The organism is Streptomyces violaceoruber (assembly GCF_033406955.1).
Lineage (GTDB): Bacteria > Actinomycetota > Actinomycetes > Streptomycetales > Streptomycetaceae > Streptomyces > Streptomyces violaceoruber.
In genome coordinates this window covers 7,318,058-7,335,605 of sequence record NZ_CP137734.1, presented here as the reverse complement: position 1 = coordinate 7,335,605, position 17,548 = coordinate 7,318,058, and the positions used below count along the sequence as shown (strand labels likewise).

Below are 17,548 nucleotides of genomic sequence, written 5' to 3'. Positions count from 1 at the left end.
GCAGGTGCCTCAGCGGCGCGCGCGACGGGGCGCCAGGAACCCCTCGTCGCGCGCCTGGCCGATCAGCCTGAGCGACCTGCGTCTGCTGTGCCCGGTCGCGCGCATCACCGCGAGGACCGGATCGCCGCCCTCTTCCCGGGCCGACCGGTACTCCTGCGCGACGAGCCTGCGCCCCTCCCGCCCGCGCGGCCACGGGGCCCGGGCCCGCCGCGGCTCGGCCGGCGTGCCACGCGCGGGGGCCGCGACGCAGGCCTCGAAGAGCGGATCCTCCAGCCACTCGGCCAGTACCGCCAGGTCGTCGAGGGACAGCGGCGGCCGGGCCCGTACGTCCTCGACCCGCACGTGCGCACCGGACAGCACGGCGAGCGCGTCCACCCGGGCGCCGTCGGCGAAGGCCAGCCGGACGTCGAACCACGAGGTCGTGGTGGAGCCCTCGCTCACCACCCAGGCGTGCCGCACGGACATCTCACCGTCGTCCGGACAGCGGTCGGAAAGCTGAAGAGAACGATCAACGAAGGATGCTTCGAGCACATACGCAACGTAACCGAATGATCACATTCCATACGAACGGAACACGCTTCGTTCATCGGCTGCGGCACCCTGTCAGCGCAGCGGGTCGCGCCGGGACGCGGCGGCCTGGCGGGCGGCCGCGTCCAGCAGGGCGTCGAGCAGCCCCGGGAACACGATGTCCAGATCGTCCCTGCGCAGTCCGTTCATCTTGGCCGTGCCCCGGTAGGTCTGCCGGATCACCCCGCTCTCGCGCAGCACCCGGAAGTGGTACGTGGTGGTGGACTTGGTGACCGGCAGGTCGAAGTGCGAGCAGGAGAAGAGTGCGCCGCTGTCGGCGGCGAGGTCCCGCACGATCCGCAGCCGCACCGGGTCGGAGAGGGCGTGCAGCACCCCCTCCAGCCGGATCTCCGCACGCGTCGGATGCGGCAGCTCACGGGTGCCGGCGGCAGTGGCGGCGGGGGTCACGGCGGCTCCAGTTCTCCGGGGGGTCCCACCGGTCAGGAGGGGTTCCCATTGTACGAAGGACGCCGTAGTTTGACACTCGACGTACTACGAGAGTTACCGTACGAGTCGCCCCGATCCGCCGCGACCCAGGAGCAGCCCGCCATGAGCGCCCTCTTCGAGCCCTTCCGACTCCGTGACACCACGATCCCGAACCGGATCTGGATGCCGCCGATGTGCCAGTACTCCGCGGCACCGGAAGGCCCGTCGGCGGGTGTGCCCGGCGACTGGCACTTCGCGCACTACGGCGCCCGCGCGGTGGGAGGCACCGGCCTGATCGTCGTGGAGGCCACGGGCGTGTCGCCCGAGGGCCGCATCTCCCCGCAGGACCTCGGGCTGTGGAACGACACGCAGGTCGAGGCGTTCCGCCGGATCACGGGCTTCCTGCGCTCGCAGGGCACGGTTCCGGCGGTCCAGCTGGCTCACGCGGGCCGGAAGGCCTCCACCGCGCAGCCCTGGAGGGGCGGGGCGCCGGTGGGGGCGGACGCGTACGGCTGGCAGCCGCTGGCCCCGAGCGCACTCGCGTTCGACGAGCGGCATCCGGTGCCGACCGAGCTGACGGTCCCGCAGATCCAGGAAGTCGTCGGCCGGTTCGCGGACGCCGCACGCCGGGCCCTGGCCGCCGGTTTCGAGATCGCCGAGATCCACGGCGCCCACGGCTACCTGATCCACGAGTTCCTGTCGCCGCACTCCAACCAGCGCACCGACGCCTACGGCGGCTCGTACGCGAACCGCACCAGGTTCGCCCTGGAGGTCGTGGACGCGGTACGGGAGGTCTGGCCCGACGACAAGCCGCTGTTCTTCCGCGTCTCGGCGACCGACTGGCTGGAGGAGGGCGGCTGGACGCCGGACGACACCGTCCGCTTCGCCCGCGACCTCGAGGCCCACGGCATCGACCTGCTCGACGTGTCCACCGGCGGCAACGTCCCGCGCGTCCGGATCCCGACCGGGCCCGGCTACCAGGTCCCGTTCGCCGCGCGCGTGAAGGCCGGATCCACGCTGCCGGTCGCCGCCGTAGGGCTGATCACCGAGCCCGGGCAGGCCGAGAAGATCCTGGCCAACGGCGAGGCCGACGCGGTGCTGCTGGGCCGCGAGCTGCTGCGCAATCCGTCCTGGGCCCAGCACGCGGCGCGGGAGCTGGGCGTGGACGCCCGGATGCCGGACCAGTACGGCTGGGGCATGTGAGGCGGACCGTCGCCCGAGCCGTTGACTAGAAAGCGCTTACCCTCTACGGTCCGTTCATCAGCATGTCCGTCGTGAACGCCGCGGCTCCACCTTTCCCCACAAGCGGGGTCGCGCGCTCACATTCTCGGTCATGGTGACGCACGACGTTCACGTACATGTTCCGTTCCACCCCCACTCCCTATGGAAGGGATCAGAACATGACCGCTGTGACACGACCGCGCGCGCGGCGCGCGGTGACCGGCGCGCTGGGCGCACTCGGCCTCTCGGTTGGCATGCTCATGACGTCCGGAGCCTCCTCGGCGCAGGCCGCCACCTGGCCGACACCCAACGGCAGCGAAGGCGTCTCCTCCACCCTGTCGGTCTCCGGCACCAAGGACTACGGGATGAAGCGCCTGTACGGCACCGGCGACCTGGGCTCCGGCGGCCAGGACGAGGACCAGGGCCCGATCCTGGAACTGGCCCCCGGCGCCGTCCTGAAGAACGTGATCATCGGCGCCCCGGCCGCGGACGGCGTGCACTGCAAGGGCAGTTGCACGCTCCAGAACGTCTGGTGGGAGGACGTCGGCGAGGACGCGGCGACCTTCCGGGGCTCGTCGTCGTCGAACGTCTACACCGTCTCCGGCGGCGGCGCCAAGGAGGCCGACGACAAGGTGTTCCAGTTCAACGGCGCCGGAACGCTGAACATCTCCGGCTTCGCCGTCAAGAACTTCGGCACCTTCGTCCGGTCCTGCGGCAACTGCTCGACGCAGTACAGGCGCACCATCAACCTCAACGGCATCGAGGTCAACTGGAAGGGTGGCCGGATCGCCGGCATCAACACCAACTACGGCGACAGCGCGACCCTGCGCAACATCACGATCGTCGGGGACAGCAGCAAGAAGATCGTCCCGTGCCAGAAGTACATCGGCAACGACGACGGCGACGAGCCGGACTCGAACGGCTCCGGCGCCGACGGCACGTACTGCAAGTACTCCTCGTCCGACATCACCTACAAGTGACGCGTCAGGTCCGGGGGCCGTGCGCCCGGACCTGCCCGGACTGCTCCCGCTGATAGCGCGCGTAGGCGTCCCGCAGGGCCGTCCCCGGCCAGTCGGGCGGGAGCAGTTCCGGGGGCAGCACCGGGTCGGCGAGCAGGTGCCGCACGACGGCCGCGAAGGCCGTGAGGAGGCCGGCCGGACGCCGCGCCCGGTCGACGTGGACGAGCAGCGCCCTCGCGGTGTCCGCCCAGTCGACCAGCGGCCACAGACGCGCCGCCAGCTCGACGGCCGGCGACCCCGGACGTGAAACAAGCCGTTCGGCCACCCGGCCGAGATCCGTGGGCAGCGGGCGGTCGAGGTTGGCGGGGCGCAGCCAGACACCCTCGCGGAGTTCGGCCAGGCGCAGGGCGGCCAGCCGGGTCCGCAACTCGGCACGGGCGGCCGGGTCGCGCCCCGTCGCGGTGATCACGAGCGTCTCCCAGTCGCCGTCCCACGCGCGCGTGTGCGGGCGCAGCGCCTCGTCCTGGCGCCGCTGGCGTTCCAGCAGCCGCTCGCTGAGCCGGTAGCCGGTGTCCGTGCGGCGCAGGTCCCCGGCGGCGGCCATCCGACTGAGCGCCGCGCGCGCGGTGGAGGCGCCGACGTCGAACCCCGCCACGAGCCGCACCAGGTCCCGCGCCGGCAGCTCCGGCGGGTGGGTGCCGAGCAGCAGGCTCAGGACCACCGACCGCGCGGACAGCGGACGCAGCGTGAGCCCGCCGGGGTCCCCGGAACCGGTCATCCGCGCGGCACCGCGTCGTTCGTCCACATGAGCACGTACTGTACGTGCGCCCACCGTGTTGCACTATTGCTGCGGTCGCAGAAGCAATGCAACACTCAAGGCATGACGACACTCGCGCAGGAGCCGCCGTACGAGTCCTACGAGCCGTCCGAGGAGCCCTGGGGCCGCCCGGAGGGGTACGCGACGCACGACGTCACCAACCAGCCCCCTCCCCTGGCCCCCTACGACGCGTCCGACGACACGGTCCTGCTGGAGGGCCTGCGCCGGGAGGGCGCCGGCTGGGCCGAGGACGGCTTGCGCCGGCTGGGCCGCCGGGCGGGCAGCGCGCAGGCGCAGGACTGGGGCGACCTCGCGAACCGCCACGAGCCCGTGCTGCGCACCCACGACCGGTACGGCAACCGGGTCGACGAGGTCGAGTACCACCCGAGCTGGCACCACCTGATGCGGGTGGCCGTCGGCGAGGGCCTGGCCGGCGCGCCGTGGGCCGACGGGCGTCCGGGCGCCCACGTCGCGCGGACCGCCGGCGGACTGGTCTGGGGGCACACCGAGGCGGGGCACGGATGCCCGACCTCGATGACGTACGCGGCCGTCCCGGCCCTGCGCGCCCAGCCGGAACTGGCGGAGGTCTACGAGCCGCTGCTGACCTCCCGGGAGTACGAGCCGGGGCTGCGGACGCCCACGGACAAGCGCGGTCTGCTGGCCGGCATGGGGATGACCGAGAAGCAGGGCGGCTCGGACGTCCGGACCAACGCCACGACGGCCACCGCGACCGCCGAGCCCGGCGTCTACACGCTCCGCGGGCACAAGTGGTTCACGTCGGCGCCGATGTGCGACGTGTTCCTCGTGCTGGCGCAGGCGGCCGGCGGGCTCTCCTGCTTCCTGGTGCCCCGCGTGCTGCCCGACGGCACCCGCAACACCTTCCGCGTCCAGCGCCTCAAGGACAAGCTCGGCAACCGCTCCAACGCCTCCTCGGAGCCCGAGTTCGACGGGACGGTGGCCTGGCTGGTCGGGCCCGAGGGACAGGGGGTCAAGACGATCATCGAGATGGTCAACTGCACCCGGCTGGACTGTGTGATGGCCTCGGCGACGCTGATGCGCAAGACCCTGGTCGAGGCCGGTCACCACGTACGGCACCGCACCGCGTTCGGCGCCCGGCTGGTGGACCAGCCGCTGATGCGCAACGTCCTGGCCGACCTCGCGCTGGAGTCCGAGGCCGCGACCGCCCTCACCCTGCGGCTGGCCGGCGCGGCCGACCGCGCCGTGCGCGGCGACGAGGGGGAGGCGGCGTTCCGGCGGATCGCCACCGCCGTCGGGAAGTACTGGGTGACCAAGCGGGGGCCGGCGTTCACCGCGGAGGCCCTGGAGTGCCTGGGCGGCAACGGCTACGTGGAGGAGTCGGGCATGCCCCGCCACTACCGGGAGGCGCCGCTGCTGTCGATCTGGGAGGGCTCGGGGAACGTCAACGCCCTCGACGTGCTGCGGGCGCTGGGCCGCTCCCCCGCCGCCGCGCACGCGCTCTTCGGTGAACTCACCCTGGCGCGCGGGGCGGACGCCCGGCTGGACGCGGCGGCGGACCGGCTTCGTACGGGGCTCACCGAGGCGTCCGAGTCCGGTGCCCGCCGCCTGGTGGAGCTGATGGCCCTCACCCTCCAGGCCTCCCTCCTGGTCCGGCACGCCCCGCCCGCCGTCGCCGACGCCTTCTGCGCCACCCGGCTCGGCGGCGACTGGGGGCACGCCTTCGGCACGCTGCCGGACACGGCCGACCTCGACGGGATCCTGACGCGGGCCCTTCCGGGCGAGGGCTGAGCGGGCGGCGCCAGGACGCCTCTCCGGACCCGACACCACCGTCCTGACCTGCGCCGGCACTCCTTCCGGGGGTGACTGTCAGTGCCTGGGTGCAGACTGGCCCGTGTCCGAGACGAAGGCGTCGACGAGGACGCCACGGAGGTGATCGGCATGACCGAAGTACTGCTCGCCGTGGGCACCCGCAAGGGCCTGTTCATCGGGCGCCGGCGGGGTGGCACCTGGGAGTTCGACGAGAGTCCCTACTTCAACGCACAGGCGGTCTACTCGGTCGCCCTCGACACCCGCGGCGACACCCCGCGGCTGCTGGCCGGCGGCGACAGCGCGCACTGGGGGCCGTCGGTCTTCCACTCCGACGACCTCGGCCGTACCTGGACCGAACCGGCCGCGCCCGCCGTCAGGTTCCCCAAGGACACCGGCGCCTCCCTGGAGCGGGTGTGGCAGCTGCACCCCGCGGCCGCCGAGCCGGACGTGGTGTACGCGGGCACCGAACCGGCGGCGCTGTACCGCTCGGAGGACCGCGGTGAGAGCTTCGAGCTGGTCCGCCCGCTGTGGGAGCACCCCACCCGGTCGAAGTGGGTGCCGGGCGGTGGCGGCGAGGGGCTGCACACCGTCCTCACCGACGCGCGCGACCCCGGGTCCGTGACGGTCGCCGTCTCGACCGCGGGCGTCTTCCGCACCGCCGACGGCGGCGCGAGCTGGGCGCCGTCCAACTCCGGCGTCTCCGCCGTCTTCCTGCCCGACCCCGACCCGGAGTTCGGCCAGTGCGTGCACAAGGTCGCGCGCGACGCGGCCACCCCCGACCGCCTGTACCTCCAGAACCACTGGGGGGTGTACCGCAGCGACGACGCCGGAGCGCACTGGACGGACATCGGCGAGGGCCTGCCCTCCACGTTCGGTTTCGCGGTGGCCGCCCATCCGCACCGCGGCGACACGGCGTACGTCTTCCCGATCAACGCCGACGCCGACCGGGTGCCCGCGGACCACCGGTGCCGGGTCTTCCGCACGGCGGACGCGGGCAAGAGCTGGGAGCCGCTCTCGGCGGGCCTGCCCCAGGAGGACCACTACGGCACGGTGCTGCGCGACGCGCTGTCCACGGACGACGCGGAGCAGGCGGGCGTGTACTTCGGCAACCGCAACGGCGAGGTGTTCGCGTCGGCCGACGACGGCGACAGCTGGCGGCAGTTGGCCTCCCACCTGCCGGACGTGCTGTGCGTGCGGGCAGCGGTCGTCGGGTGAACCGGACCGGGGGGACGGGCCTTGGCCACCGGTTGATCGGCGTCACCCGTACGGCAGTAGGGTGACGCCCGTGGCACCACGACCCTTGAATGAAATCGTCGAAGCGGGCTGGGCGAAGGCCCTTGAACCCGTCGCCGGACAGATCACCTCGATGGGCGAGTTCCTGCGCGCGGAGATCGCCGCCGGACGCACCTACCTCCCGGCGGGGGCGAACGTCCTGCGGGCCTTCCAACAGCCCTTCGACGACGTCCGGGTCCTGATCGTCGGACAGGATCCCTACCCCACGCCGGGGCACGCCGTCGGACTGTCGTTCTCCGTCGCGCCCGAGGTACGCCCGCTGCCCGGCAGCCTCGTCAACATCTTCCGGGAGCTGAACACCGACCTGAATCTCCCGCAGCCCGCCAACGGGGATCTGACGCCCTGGACGCAGCAGGGCGTGCTGCTGCTCAACAGGGCGCTCACCACGGCCCCGCGCAAGCCCGCGGCCCACCGCGGCAAGGGCTGGGAGGAGGTCACCGAGCAGGCGATACGCGCGCTGGCGGCACGCGGCAAGCCGATGGTGTCCATTCTCTGGGGCCGTGACGCCCGCAATCTGCGACCGCTGCTCGGCGATCTGCCGGCCCTGGAGTCCGCGCATCCCTCCCCCATGTCGGCGGACCGGGGCTTCTTCGGCTCCCGTCCGTTCAGCCGGGCCAACGACCTGCTGATGCGCCTGGGAGGTCAGCCGGTGGACTGGCGCCTGCCGTGAGCACCGGCTTCCTGGCCGTGGACTCCGGCGGCTCGGGGCTGCGCGCCGTCGTCGGCGCCGTCGGCGACGGCGGACACGGGGGCGACTGCGGACACGGCCCGCTCGGTCGGCGGGTCTCGCGGGATCCCGTGCGCACCGGTGCGCACGGGATCGACCCCGGGCATCTCCTGGGGCAACTGCTGCCGATGGCCAGGGCGTTGACCGCCGAAAGCGGCGTCACCCGGATCGACACCGTCGTCGTCGGGGCCGCCGGGCTGGCCACGCTGGGCGACGCGCTGCGCGCCGAACTGCCGGGCGCGCTGGCCCGGGAGCTGGGCGTGCGGACGGTCGCCCTGGTCGCCGACGCCGTCACCGCGTACGTGGGCGCCCTCGGGCCACGGGCCGGAGCGGTGGTGGCCGCCGGCACCGGCCTGATCGCGGTCGGCACCGACCTGACCCGCTGGCGCCGGGCGGACGGCTGGGGGCATCTGCTGGGCGACTGCGGCGGCGGTGCCTGGATCGGGCGGGCCGGTCTCGAGGCGGCGCTGCGCGCCCACGACGGGCGGGAGGACGGCTCCGCTCCGCTGCTGGCCCGCGCCGAGGAGCGTTTCGGCCCGGCGGCGGGACTGCCCGCACAGGTGTATCCGCGGCCCGACCGTCCGGCGGTCCTGGCCTCCTTCGCACCGGAGGTGGCAGCGTGCGCGGCCACCGACCCCGTCGCGGCGGAGATCCTCGGGGCTGCCGCCCGGCACCTGGCCGACTCGGCCGCCGCGGTCTGTCCGGCCGCCGGTGAACCCCTCGTCGCCGTCACCGGCGGGCTGACGCGACTGGGCGACCCGCTCCTCGTACCGCTGGAGGACGAGCTGGCGAAGCGCCTGCCGCAGGCCCGGTGGACGGCAGCCGAGGGCGACCCGCTGGACGGCTCGGTCCGGCTGGCGACGGACCTGGCGACCGGTTCGTTCACGCTTCCGGGTGACGACAGGATGCTGTGGGTGACAACCGCGCCGAACGGCTGAGAACCGGTCCGCCGACGAGGTGAATCATGCCGATGTCGGCCGATCCGTACATCACTCATCAGACAAAACCGGACGGATACCGCTCACCTGCACCCTCCCCGAACAGGGAAACCCCGGAAACCAGTAACATGCGGCGCCATGAGCTCCCCCACTGGGCCCGCGTCCGGCCTGCCAGTACGAATGCCGCGCCCCCGCCAGCCCGGACGGCACCGCCGTCCCGAACCCCTGGTGGCTCCCGAGGGCGCGCCGGCGCTCGTCCTCGCGGTGCCGGGGACGCCCAGCAGCGCCACCCGGGGCCTCGCCGACGAGGTCATCAGCATCGCCCGTTCCGAGCTGCCCGGGCTCGACGCCCGGATCGGCCACCTCGACGGGGACGACGACGCCGAGTTCCCCTCCCTGACCACCGTGCTCGTCCGGGCCGCCGAGGAGCGCGCCGCCCGCTTCGAGCAGGCGCGCGCCGCCGGACTGGACGTGAAGGAGCCGGAGGGCCCCGTCGCGGTCGTCGTGCCGCTGCTCGCCGGGCCGGACAACGCGCTGCTGCGCCGGATCCGGCAGGCCGTGATGGACAGCAAGATCGCGGCCGAGCTGACCGACGTTCTCGGGCCGCACCCGCTGCTGGCCGAGGCGCTGCACGTGCGGCTCTCCGAGGCCGGTCTCGCCCGGGCCGACCGCGCCCGGCTGTTCACCGTGGCGACCGCCGCGGACGGCATCATCCTCGCCTCCGTCGGCGGTGACGAGGCCGTGCAGGCGGCCGGGATCACCGGCATGCTGCTCGCCGCACGCCTGGCCGTGCCGGTGATCGCGGCGGCGCTGGACGAGGAGGGCTCGATCGCGTCCGTCGCCGAGCAGCTGCGCTCCTCGGGCTCCCAGCAGCTGGCGCTCGCGCCGTATCTGATCGGTCCGGAGATCGAGGCGTCCGTGCTGGAGGAGGCGGCCAAGGAGGCGGGCTGTTCCACCGCCGAGCCGCTCGGCCCGTACCCGGCGATCGGCAAGCTGGCGCTGGCCAAGTACACGACGGCGCTCGGTATCTCGCCGCAGCAGGCGCAGGGGGCGCCGGTTCGGTGACGGGCGCGTGCGCTTGCTTTTCCAGGCCTGCGTGAAGGGGCCCGCTCCTCTGCCGGAGCGGGCCCCTTCCGTACGGCCCGGGTTCCGGCGGCGCCTGTCAAGATCGTGCCCGGCGTCCGTGCGGGGCCGGGGGTGGGTCGCGCTGCCCGGCGCTGGCGGGGTGGCCGCCTGCGCCCACCCGTGCCGCCTGGGGGTACCTCCCAGGCCGTTCGGACACTGGGGGAGGCACGACTGCCCACAGGCCGGGAAGGCACGACTGCCCGCAGCTGAGGGCAACCGGCCGCCCGCGGCTACGGGGCGAAGATCACGCAGGAGGCTGCTGGGACCGCCAGGGAGCCCGTGCGGCGGGGGATGCCGGTGGCCGGGTCCAGGGCGAACCAGGTCACGTCTCCCGAGCGCTCGTTGGCCGCGTACAGGAAGCCGCCGGACACGGCGATGTCGCGGGGCCAGTACCCGCCGCAGGGCACGGTGGCGGACAGCCGCAGGCCGTCCGGTTCCACGACGAACACGGACAGGACGTCCTCACCGCGGGTCGCGGTCCACACGAAGCGGCCGTCGGGCGACACGGCGATGCCGGACGGGTAGGCGTCGCCCGCCGGGGCCCCCGGCAGCAGCGGCACCTCGGTGAGGGGCTTGAGCACGCCGTCGTCGGCGTCCCAGTGGCAGACGGTGACGGTGGGCGCCAGTTCGTTGACGACGTAGGCCTGGGAACCGTCCGGATGGAAAGCCAGGTGCCGCGGTCCCGACCCCGGCCGCAGCGCGACCTCCCGGTGCACGGCGGGGGCGCCGTCGGTCAGGGTGCAGATCCGCACGGAGTCGGTGCCGAGGTCCACACTGACGGCCCAGCGCCCGCTGGGGTCGGGCCGCACCTGGTGGGCGTGCGGTCCCTGCTGACGCTGGGCGTGCGGGCCGGAGCCGGTGTGCCGCAGCACGCCGGACGCGGAGCGGGCGAGGGTGCCGTCGGCGCGGACCGGTACGGCGGTGACGGTGCCGGAGCCGTAGTTGGCGGTCAGCACGTGCCCGGCGTACAGGCTGAGGTGGGTCGGTCCGTCGCCCTCGACGGGCACCGGCCGTCCGGCGGGCTCGGGCCTGTCCCCGCTCACCCGGTAGGCGGCCACCGCGCCCTCGGCCGTCTCGCTGACGGCGTAGAGCGTGTCCCCGTCGGGTGCCAGGGCCAGGTAGGAGGGGTCGGCCAGACCGTCCGTACCGCTCACGACCGTGAGCGCGCCGCTGTCGGGGGCGACGGTCGCCGTCAGGATCCCGGGGCCGCCGGCCGCCGTGAACGACCCGATGTATGCCCGCCGCTGCCGCCTGCCGCCGTCCGTCACCGCTGCCCCTCTCGTCCCGCTTCGTCTGCCCGCTTCGTCCTGCGTCGCGTCGAGTGCCGTCCCGGTCGCCCGGCCTGATCGTCCGCCCGGGAGCGACGGTAGCAGTCGATCACGCGCGGTCTAGACCAAACGGGTGTCGCGGGGGCGGCGGGCGGGCCGGGTCAGGCGCCGGCCAGGCGCGAGCCGGAGGGGGTGCGCAGGGGCGCGGCGAGTTCGGCGAGGGCCTGTTCCAGGTCGTGGAGGTGCGCCAGCGCGGGCTCGGCGGCCCGCGGCTCGCCGGCCCGGGCGGGGACTGCGCCTCCGCCGGTGAGTGCCTCGACCGCGGCCTCGACACGCCAGCAGGCGGCGGCCAGCCGTGCGTCGTGCGAGGCTTCGGGGTCGGCGGCCACGGCGACCAGGCCGCGGATCTCCCGGGCGCAGTCGTCGAGCAGGTCCAGGACCCGGCGGGCCCGCCGCCTGCGGCCGTGCATCGGGCTCAGCGGGTGCACGAGCGGGGCGACCGACAGCCGTACCCGGCCCAGCAGCTGCTCCAGTTCCGCCACGCGCGGCGCCGGATCGGCGCCCTCGGTTCCGGCGAGCCGGGCGGCGGCCTCCGCGGTACAGGCGTGCACGCAGCGCAGGGCGCGCTGGATCCAGACGTCGGTGACGGCGTGCGTGGTGACGGGCAGGACGAAGAGCACGGCGAGCGCGGCGCCGAGCGCACCCACGCCGGTCTCGGCGATCCGCAGCGCGAGCAGGCCGGGGCCGAGGACGCCCAGGAGGCCGTAGAGCAGCTCGGCGAGCAGGGTCACGCAGAGCATCATCCAGGTGTAGGAGACCGCGGCGGTGTAGAAGATGCCGAAGACGCAGGCGGCGGCGAGTACGGCGGTGGGCGCCGGCGCTCCGGCCACCGGCACGGCGATCAGGAAGCCCAGGCCGATGCCGACGACCGTGCCGAGGACCCGGCGGAAGCCGCGCACCAGCGTCTCGCCGCGCGAGGTGGTGTTGACGAACACCCACCAGGTCGCGCCGACGGCCCAGTACCAGCGGTCGCCGGACACCAGCTGGCCCACGACCAGGGCGAAACCGGCGCCCGCGGTCGCCTGCACGGCCTGCCGGGTGGTGATGCGGGCCAGTCCGGTGCCGGCGGGCGGCGCGGGGGCGGCAGGCGTGGGCCGGCGGCGTTCGTAGCACCACAGCCCGAACCGCACCGTCGCGGCGGTGGCGACGGACAGCAGGACGGCGGCGAACATCTCGGGCAGCCGGTCCGTGGTGGCGTGCAGGAACTGGGCGATGAAGAAGGTCATGAAGGCGAAGACGCCGAGGCTGTGCCCGCGCGGGCCCCAGCGACGCGCGTACACCCCGGCGCCGACGACGGCGAGGAAGGTGAGGTCCCGGGCCACCGGGAGGTCGTGCAGCGCGGCGGCGGCGGTGAGCACGGGCAGCCCGGCGACCGGCAGCAGCGCGGTGGTGACGGCCTGGCCGCGCACGGTAGCGTCGGTGACGGTGAAGAGCGCGAGCAGGGCGGCGAGGCCCCCGATGATCGCGCCGACCAGGGAGGTACCGGCCAGCCCGCACACGACGACGGCCAGCCCGATGCCGAGGACGGCCCGGGCGGCGAACCGCAGCCGGGACCGTCCCGGATCCGGGCTCACGAACACCTTCTTCAGCACTGATTACCGCCCCCTCGCTCGTTCAGCCCATCGGCCCGGAAGTCACCACATGCAAAAGGCGCCGCGGGGTCCGCAGCGCCATCGACAGGTCTATAGGAGCATCCCGGCCGCCAGTGGCTCAACAGGCGGCCGCCGGAGTGGGCCATTGGTACTGTGATCACGGCATGCCTGCGGCCACCGGAGAGCCAATGGCCGACTGGAGGGGGCCGGACCCGCGATGGCCGTCGACGAACTCGACACCCGCATCCTGCGGCTGCTGCTGGAGCAGCCGCGCACCAGTGTGCGCGAGTACGCCCGCCTGCTCGGGATCGCCCGCGGCACGCTCCAGGCCCGCCTCGACCGCCTGGAGCGGGACGGCGTGATCACCGGTACCGCTCCGTCCCTCTCTCCCGCCGCCCTGGGCCACCCGGTGCTCGCGTTCGTGCACATCGAGGTCACCCAGGGCCATCTGGACGAGGTGGGCGAGGCGCTGGCGGCGGTGCCGGAGATCGTCGAGGCCTTCTCCATCACGGGTGGTGGGGACCTGCTGACCCGCGTCGTGGCCCGCGACAACGCGCACCTGGAAGACGTGGTGCAGAAGCTGATCAGCCTGCCCGGCGTGGTCCGCACCCGCAGCGAGGTCGCGTTGCGCGAGCGCGTGCCGCACCGGTTGCTGCCCCTGGTGGAGTCGATCGGGCGCTCTGCCCGCAGGTGATCCTTGGCATCCTGGACGCCATGAGCACCATGGGCCCCCTGGGCGGCATCTCGGTCATCTTCGATCTCGACGGAACGCTCGTGGACAGCGAGCCGCACTACTACGAAGCGGGCCGGCGCACCCTCGCCGAGTACGGCGTCCCGGACTTCAGCTGGGCCGATCACGAGGCGTACGTGGGCATCAGCACCCAGGAGACGGTCGCCGACTGGAAGCGGCGGTACGGGCTGCGGGCCACGGTCGAGGAACTGCTCGCCGTGAAGAACCGGCACTATCTCGGGCTCGCCCGCACCTCCGCCCGCGCGTATCCCGAGATGCGGAAGTTCGTCGAACTGCTGGCGGGCGAGGGCGTACCGATGGCGGTGGCATCGGGTTCCTCGCCCGAGGCCACCGCGGCGATCCTGGCGCGCACCGGCCTGGACGCACACCTGCGCACGGTCGTCTCGGCCGACGAGGTGGCGCGGGGCAAGCCCGCCCCCGACGTCTTCCTGGAGGCCGCCCGCCGGCTGGGCACGGAACCGGCCCGCTGCGTGGTGCTGGAGGATGCCGCTCCCGGTGCGGCCGCCGCGCACGCGGCCGGAATGCGCTGCATCGCGATCCCGCACGTATCGGGGCAGGCCGACGCACCGGAGTTCGCCACGGCGGAACTGCTGGTGCGCGGTGGCCAGGAGGAGTTCACCGCGCGGGCGGCACACGACTGGCTGCGGACCGACGGAAACGCTACGAGGGAAACAATATGAGCAAGTGCTCGAAACGGTGATCAGATCGCTTCTCGTATCCGTATCTCCTGGTGTCCGAGCCTGTCTTCGCCCCAGGAGGCACGATGCGCATCACGCGCACCACGGCAGGGACCGCCTTCGTGGCCGGTGCCCTGGTCCTCACCCTCACCGCCCTCGTCTACCCGGCCATGCTCGGGGTACAGAACGCGGGCAGTGACCAGGCCCGGGTCGTCACCAACACGCGGTACGGGCCGCTCACCGAGCAGGACCGGGACTTCGTGGTGAAGGTGCGTGCCGCGGGGCTGTGGGAGCACCCGCTCGGGCTGATGGCCATCGAGCGGGGGACGACACCGGAGATGAGGGAGGCCGGTGAGCACCTGGTCGTCGGCCACTCCCGGCTGGACGCCACCTGCCGCAGGATCGCACCGGAGCTGGGCATCACCCTGCCCAACCTGGCCTCACCGCAGCAGCAGCAGTTCGTCTCGACCGTGAACGGGACGACGGGCAAGCAGTTCGACACCACCGCGGTCAACATCATGCGGATCACGCACGGCCAGATCTTCCCGGCCATCGCCAACATCCGGGCCAACACCAAGAACTCCCTGGTGCGGCAGCTCGCCGACCAGGCCAACGACACCGTCCTCGACCACATCACCGTGCTGGAGAAGACCGGGCTGGTCAACTTCGACCAGGTCAACTTCCAGCAGACCGCGCCACCGAACCTGCCCAAGGCGCAGCTCACGCCGCCGGCCCCGCAGCCCGGCGAGCCGGTGCTCTCGCTCACCGCGCCGCCCGGGCTCGAGGTCAACACCTCCGCACCGACGCCCAGTCCGACGGTCCGCTGACGCGCCGGGGGCGACGGGTCGGCGGTGGCCGGTCTGCCGAGGACCGGCGGTGGCCGGTCTGCCGAGGACCGGCGGTGGCCTGTCCGCCTTCGCGGTCAGCGCTGACGCGGCCTGCCGCCGCGTCCGCCGCCCTTGCCCTTGCCGCCGCTCGCGCCCCGGTGGCTGCCGCCGGTGCCGCGCCGGGCGCTCCCGGTCTGCTTCCCGCCGGTCTTGCCGCCCGCGGCTCCGCCCGTCCTGCCGCCCGCCTTCCCGGCCGCCGGTTTGCCACGCGTGGAGGGGGCGCCTTCGGCGCGTCCGCCCTTGGAGCGCGCCGGTTCCGGCTGCCGGCCCCGGGTGCTGTTGACGGTCCGGCCCCGGACGATGCCGATGAAGTCCTCGACGCGGTCCGTGTGCGCGTCCTCGGGCCAGGACAGGGCCACGCTCGACTCCGGGGCGTCCGTGACCGTGCGGTACGTGAGGTCCTTGCGGTGGTGCAGGCGGGCCAGCGACAGCGGCACGAGCAGCACCCCGATCCCGGCCGCCACCAGTTCGACGGCGTCCGCGGTGGTGGCCGGGCGCTCGAGCGCGGGCCTGCCGGGCAGCCGCTCCCAGTCGAGGACGTCGTCCAGGGGATGCAGCACGATCTCTTCGGCGATGTCCCCGACGCTCACCTCGTCGGCCGCGGTGACGAGATGGTCCTTGGGGACCAGCACGACCGTGGTCTCGGTGTAGAGGGGGATGGCACTGAGCGCCGTACGGTCGACGGGCAGGCGTACGAGCCCGGCGTCGGCGTCGCCGCCCAGCAGCACGCCTGCCGCTTCGGCGGCGGGGACCTGGGTCAGGACGAGGGGGACGTCCGGCAGCCGCTCGTTCCAGATGCGCACCCATTTGTCGGGCGTCACCCCCGGGACGTACGCGAGCCGGAACGAAGGGGGAGCTTCCGAGCCTGTCACCCGGCCAGGTTACCGGGCGTGGTCGGGAGCCACTCACACGATCGATACCCTTGGGCCCATGACGTCGCACCAGAACACCCAGACCATGAAGCCCGCGACCGCGGCGAAGAAGCTGGGTGTGTACCTCGAGGCCACACCCGCCGAGTTCCAGGAGGGCGTCGTCACGCGTGCCGAGCTGAACGCACTCCAGGCCGATCCGCCCGCGTGGCTGCGCGAGCTGCGGCGCGACGGTCCGCACCCGCGGCCGGTGGTGGCGGCGAAGCTGGGCGTCTCCATCGCGGGCCTGCACCGGGGCGGGGTCACCGAGCCGCTCACCACGGAGCAGATCGACGCGCTGAAGCAGGAGCGCCCGGAGTGGCTGGAGCGGGAGCAGGCGGTCCAGGCCGACGTGCGCAAGGAGGCGGCCCGGGTGAAGAAGCTGCACGCCGAGCGGGCGGAGCGCGCCGAGCGCGACTGACCGGCCGCCCGGCCCTGGCCCCCGGGCCCCGATCCGTTCCTTGCTCGGATCGTTCCGTTGCTTGCTCGGATCGTTCCCCGGCACATCCCTCGGCTCATTCGTCGGCACGTTCTCGGCTCATGCCTCGGCCTTCTGCGCCGTCAGGCTCCACGCGTACTGCATCCAGTCCGACACCACGACCGCGCTCAGGCCCGCGCACACCAGCCGCCCCGCCCTGGGCGCGACGGCGTAGGTGCCCACGAGCCCGCCGGCCACCCAGGCGGAGGTGCAGAACGGGCAGGAGATCAGGTCACCGACGGCACGGCGCAGACCGGTCCCGCGCCCGGCGTCCATCACCTCGTTGGCGTTGCCCTCCCGTTGGCGGCGGGTGAAGGGGGCCCGCAGGAAGCTGGTGACCTTGTCCTTGGTCAGCAGCCGGGAGGCCTTGAACGTCGCCGTTCCCAGCAGGACCACGTCCCAGGCGGGGACGGAGTCGGGCAGTCGGACCCCACGGCGCCATGCCGTCACCGTGAACGCGCCGGCACCGGCCGCGAAGGTCGTGGCCAGCGCCGCGTATCCGAGGAGGGGTGTCTCCTCCCCGTCGGCGTAGCGCTGCTCAACGTCCGTCATGGGTGTCTCCTCGGTCTCGGTGGCCTGTCTCCGGGGGCCGCTCTCAGTGGGGTGCCGGGCCGCCGAAGAGGTCGGCGCAGTCGGCGGGCAGGCAGGCCAGCAGTCGGTCGACGCGTTCGCGGGGCACTGCCTCGGCGAGGGTGGACAGCACGGCGCCCGCGTCCCACTCGGCGGTGCGCGGCCGGGCACCGGTCTGCTGGGCCACCCGCCGGAGGAACTCCTCGCGCCCGAAGGTCTCGGGGCGCCCGCGTTCCGGGCGCAGCGCGTCGTCCAGGGGTGCGGGCAGGTCGCGGGCCAGGTCGGCGGCATCGTCCGGTGGGATGCGGGACGCGACCACCCACAGCACGGCCGTGGCGACCTGCTCGGCCTCGTCGTCGCCGTGGAACTCACCGCGGTCGCGGACCCTGGTGAGGAACTCGTCGAGCCGCACGGCGTCGCCTCCTTGTGCCGGTTCGCGCCCCGGGCGGGTGCCCTGTGTGCGTCCGGGAAAACGGGCGTGCACTCCCCCCTCGCT

At 73.6% G+C, this 17,548-nt stretch carries 19 protein-coding genes; 11 read left to right on the top strand and 8 right to left on the bottom strand.

What is annotated here, in order from left to right; translation table 11 throughout:
- Nucleotides 1–9: 9 nt before the first annotated feature.
- Entirely contained in the window at nucleotides 10–465 is a 456-nt protein-coding gene (locus R2E43_RS32940; RefSeq protein ID WP_003977725.1) for a DUF6214 family protein, read from the bottom strand.
- Between the two features lie 138 nt (nucleotides 466–603).
- Nucleotides 604–975 carry an ArsR/SmtB family transcription factor gene (locus tag R2E43_RS32935; RefSeq protein ID WP_003977724.1) on the bottom strand — a complete coding sequence of 124 codons (372 nt, stop codon included), beginning with the start codon at nucleotides 973–975 and terminating at the stop codon, nucleotides 604–606.
- Between the two features lie 141 nt (nucleotides 976–1,116).
- Here R2E43_RS32935 and R2E43_RS32930 point away from each other — a divergent pair, with 141 nt between their 5' ends.
- The gene (locus R2E43_RS32930; RefSeq protein ID WP_030864795.1) at nucleotides 1,117–2,196 is read left to right on the top strand and encodes an NADH:flavin oxidoreductase/NADH oxidase; all 1,080 of its coding nucleotides are present in this window, start codon (nucleotides 1,117–1,119) and stop codon (nucleotides 2,194–2,196) included.
- 197 nt (nucleotides 2,197–2,393) lie between these two features.
- Complete coding sequence (locus R2E43_RS32925; RefSeq protein ID WP_011027579.1) at nucleotides 2,394–3,194, top strand: pectate lyase; 801 nt, start codon at nucleotides 2,394–2,396, stop codon at nucleotides 3,192–3,194.
- A gap of 4 nt (nucleotides 3,195–3,198) precedes the next feature.
- Here the strand turns inward: R2E43_RS32925 and R2E43_RS32920 are convergent, their stop codons facing one another.
- Nucleotides 3,199–3,951, bottom strand: a complete 753-nt coding sequence (locus R2E43_RS32920; protein ID WP_189282919.1) for a PaaX family transcriptional regulator C-terminal domain-containing protein — start codon at nucleotides 3,949–3,951, stop codon at nucleotides 3,199–3,201.
- A gap of 102 nt (nucleotides 3,952–4,053) precedes the next feature.
- Between R2E43_RS32920 and R2E43_RS32915 the strand changes: the two genes are divergently transcribed.
- From R2E43_RS32915 to R2E43_RS32895, 5 genes are all read left to right on the top strand, one after another.
- Nucleotides 4,054–5,757 (top strand): DNA alkylation response protein, encoded by a 1,704-nt coding sequence (locus tag R2E43_RS32915; RefSeq protein WP_136207895.1) that lies wholly within the window; start codon nucleotides 4,054–4,056, stop codon nucleotides 5,755–5,757.
- Nucleotides 5,758–5,838: 81 nt separating this feature from the next.
- Complete coding sequence (locus tag R2E43_RS32910) at nucleotides 5,839–6,993, top strand: WD40/YVTN/BNR-like repeat-containing protein (RefSeq protein WP_030864804.1); 1,155 nt, start codon at nucleotides 5,839–5,841, stop codon at nucleotides 6,991–6,993.
- Between the two features lie 70 nt (nucleotides 6,994–7,063).
- Nucleotides 7,064–7,741: a uracil-DNA glycosylase gene (locus R2E43_RS32905; RefSeq protein WP_003977718.1), complete on the top strand. Its 678-nt coding sequence runs from the start codon at nucleotides 7,064–7,066 to the stop codon at nucleotides 7,739–7,741.
- The gene (locus R2E43_RS32900) at nucleotides 7,738–8,736 is read left to right on the top strand and encodes an N-acetylglucosamine kinase (protein ID WP_329432907.1); all 999 of its coding nucleotides are present in this window, start codon (nucleotides 7,738–7,740) and stop codon (nucleotides 8,734–8,736) included. Before R2E43_RS32905 ends, R2E43_RS32900 begins: the two co-directional genes overlap by 4 nt.
- A 138-nt stretch (nucleotides 8,737–8,874) precedes the next feature.
- On the top strand, nucleotides 8,875–9,801 hold the full coding sequence (locus R2E43_RS32895; RefSeq protein WP_003977715.1) for a sirohydrochlorin chelatase: 927 nt from the start codon (nucleotides 8,875–8,877) through the stop codon (nucleotides 9,799–9,801).
- Between the two features lie 290 nt (nucleotides 9,802–10,091).
- Here R2E43_RS32895 and R2E43_RS32890 read toward each other — a convergent pair whose 3' ends face one another.
- Complete coding sequence (locus R2E43_RS32890; protein WP_332056816.1) at nucleotides 10,092–11,129, bottom strand: lactonase family protein; 1,038 nt, start codon at nucleotides 11,127–11,129, stop codon at nucleotides 10,092–10,094.
- 161 nt (nucleotides 11,130–11,290) lie between these two features.
- On the bottom strand, nucleotides 11,291–12,781 hold the full coding sequence (locus R2E43_RS32885) for an FUSC family protein (RefSeq protein WP_332056815.1): 1,491 nt from the start codon (nucleotides 12,779–12,781) through the stop codon (nucleotides 11,291–11,293).
- Between the two features lie 217 nt (nucleotides 12,782–12,998).
- On the opposite strand from R2E43_RS32885, the gene R2E43_RS32880 reads away from it, so the two are divergent.
- The 3 genes from R2E43_RS32880 (at nucleotide 12,999) to R2E43_RS32870 (ending at nucleotide 15,036) form a co-directional block, all read left to right on the top strand.
- The gene (locus R2E43_RS32880) at nucleotides 12,999–13,475 is read left to right on the top strand and encodes an Lrp/AsnC family transcriptional regulator (RefSeq protein ID WP_003977712.1); all 477 of its coding nucleotides are present in this window, start codon (nucleotides 12,999–13,001) and stop codon (nucleotides 13,473–13,475) included.
- 29 nt (nucleotides 13,476–13,504) lie between these two features.
- Complete coding sequence (locus tag R2E43_RS32875; protein WP_332057137.1) at nucleotides 13,505–14,212, top strand: HAD family hydrolase; 708 nt, start codon at nucleotides 13,505–13,507, stop codon at nucleotides 14,210–14,212.
- 83 nt (nucleotides 14,213–14,295) lie between these two features.
- The gene (locus tag R2E43_RS32870; RefSeq protein ID WP_332056814.1) at nucleotides 14,296–15,036 is read left to right on the top strand and encodes a DUF4142 domain-containing protein; all 741 of its coding nucleotides are present in this window, start codon (nucleotides 14,296–14,298) and stop codon (nucleotides 15,034–15,036) included.
- 95 nt (nucleotides 15,037–15,131) lie between these two features.
- On the opposite strand, the gene R2E43_RS32865 is transcribed toward R2E43_RS32870, so the two are convergent.
- Nucleotides 15,132–15,968 (bottom strand): LysR substrate-binding domain-containing protein, encoded by an 837-nt coding sequence (locus tag R2E43_RS32865; protein ID WP_030864819.1) that lies wholly within the window; start codon nucleotides 15,966–15,968, stop codon nucleotides 15,132–15,134.
- A gap of 58 nt (nucleotides 15,969–16,026) precedes the next feature.
- On the opposite strand from R2E43_RS32865, the gene R2E43_RS32860 reads away from it, so the two are divergent.
- Nucleotides 16,027–16,425, top strand: coding sequence for a DUF5997 family protein (locus tag R2E43_RS32860; RefSeq protein WP_003977708.1), 399 nt, complete (start codon nucleotides 16,027–16,029; stop codon nucleotides 16,423–16,425).
- A gap of 117 nt (nucleotides 16,426–16,542) precedes the next feature.
- On the opposite strand, the gene R2E43_RS32855 is transcribed toward R2E43_RS32860, so the two are convergent.
- Both R2E43_RS32855 and R2E43_RS32850 read right to left on the bottom strand, forming a co-directional pair.
- A complete protein-coding gene (locus R2E43_RS32855) occupies nucleotides 16,543–17,034 on the bottom strand; it encodes a DUF1360 domain-containing protein (RefSeq protein ID WP_030864822.1) in 492 nt (163 codons plus the stop codon).
- Between the two features lie 43 nt (nucleotides 17,035–17,077).
- Nucleotides 17,078–17,464 (bottom strand): DUF2267 domain-containing protein, encoded by a 387-nt coding sequence (locus R2E43_RS32850; RefSeq protein WP_030864825.1) that lies wholly within the window; start codon nucleotides 17,462–17,464, stop codon nucleotides 17,078–17,080.
- Between the last annotated feature and the right edge of the window lie 84 nt (nucleotides 17,465–17,548).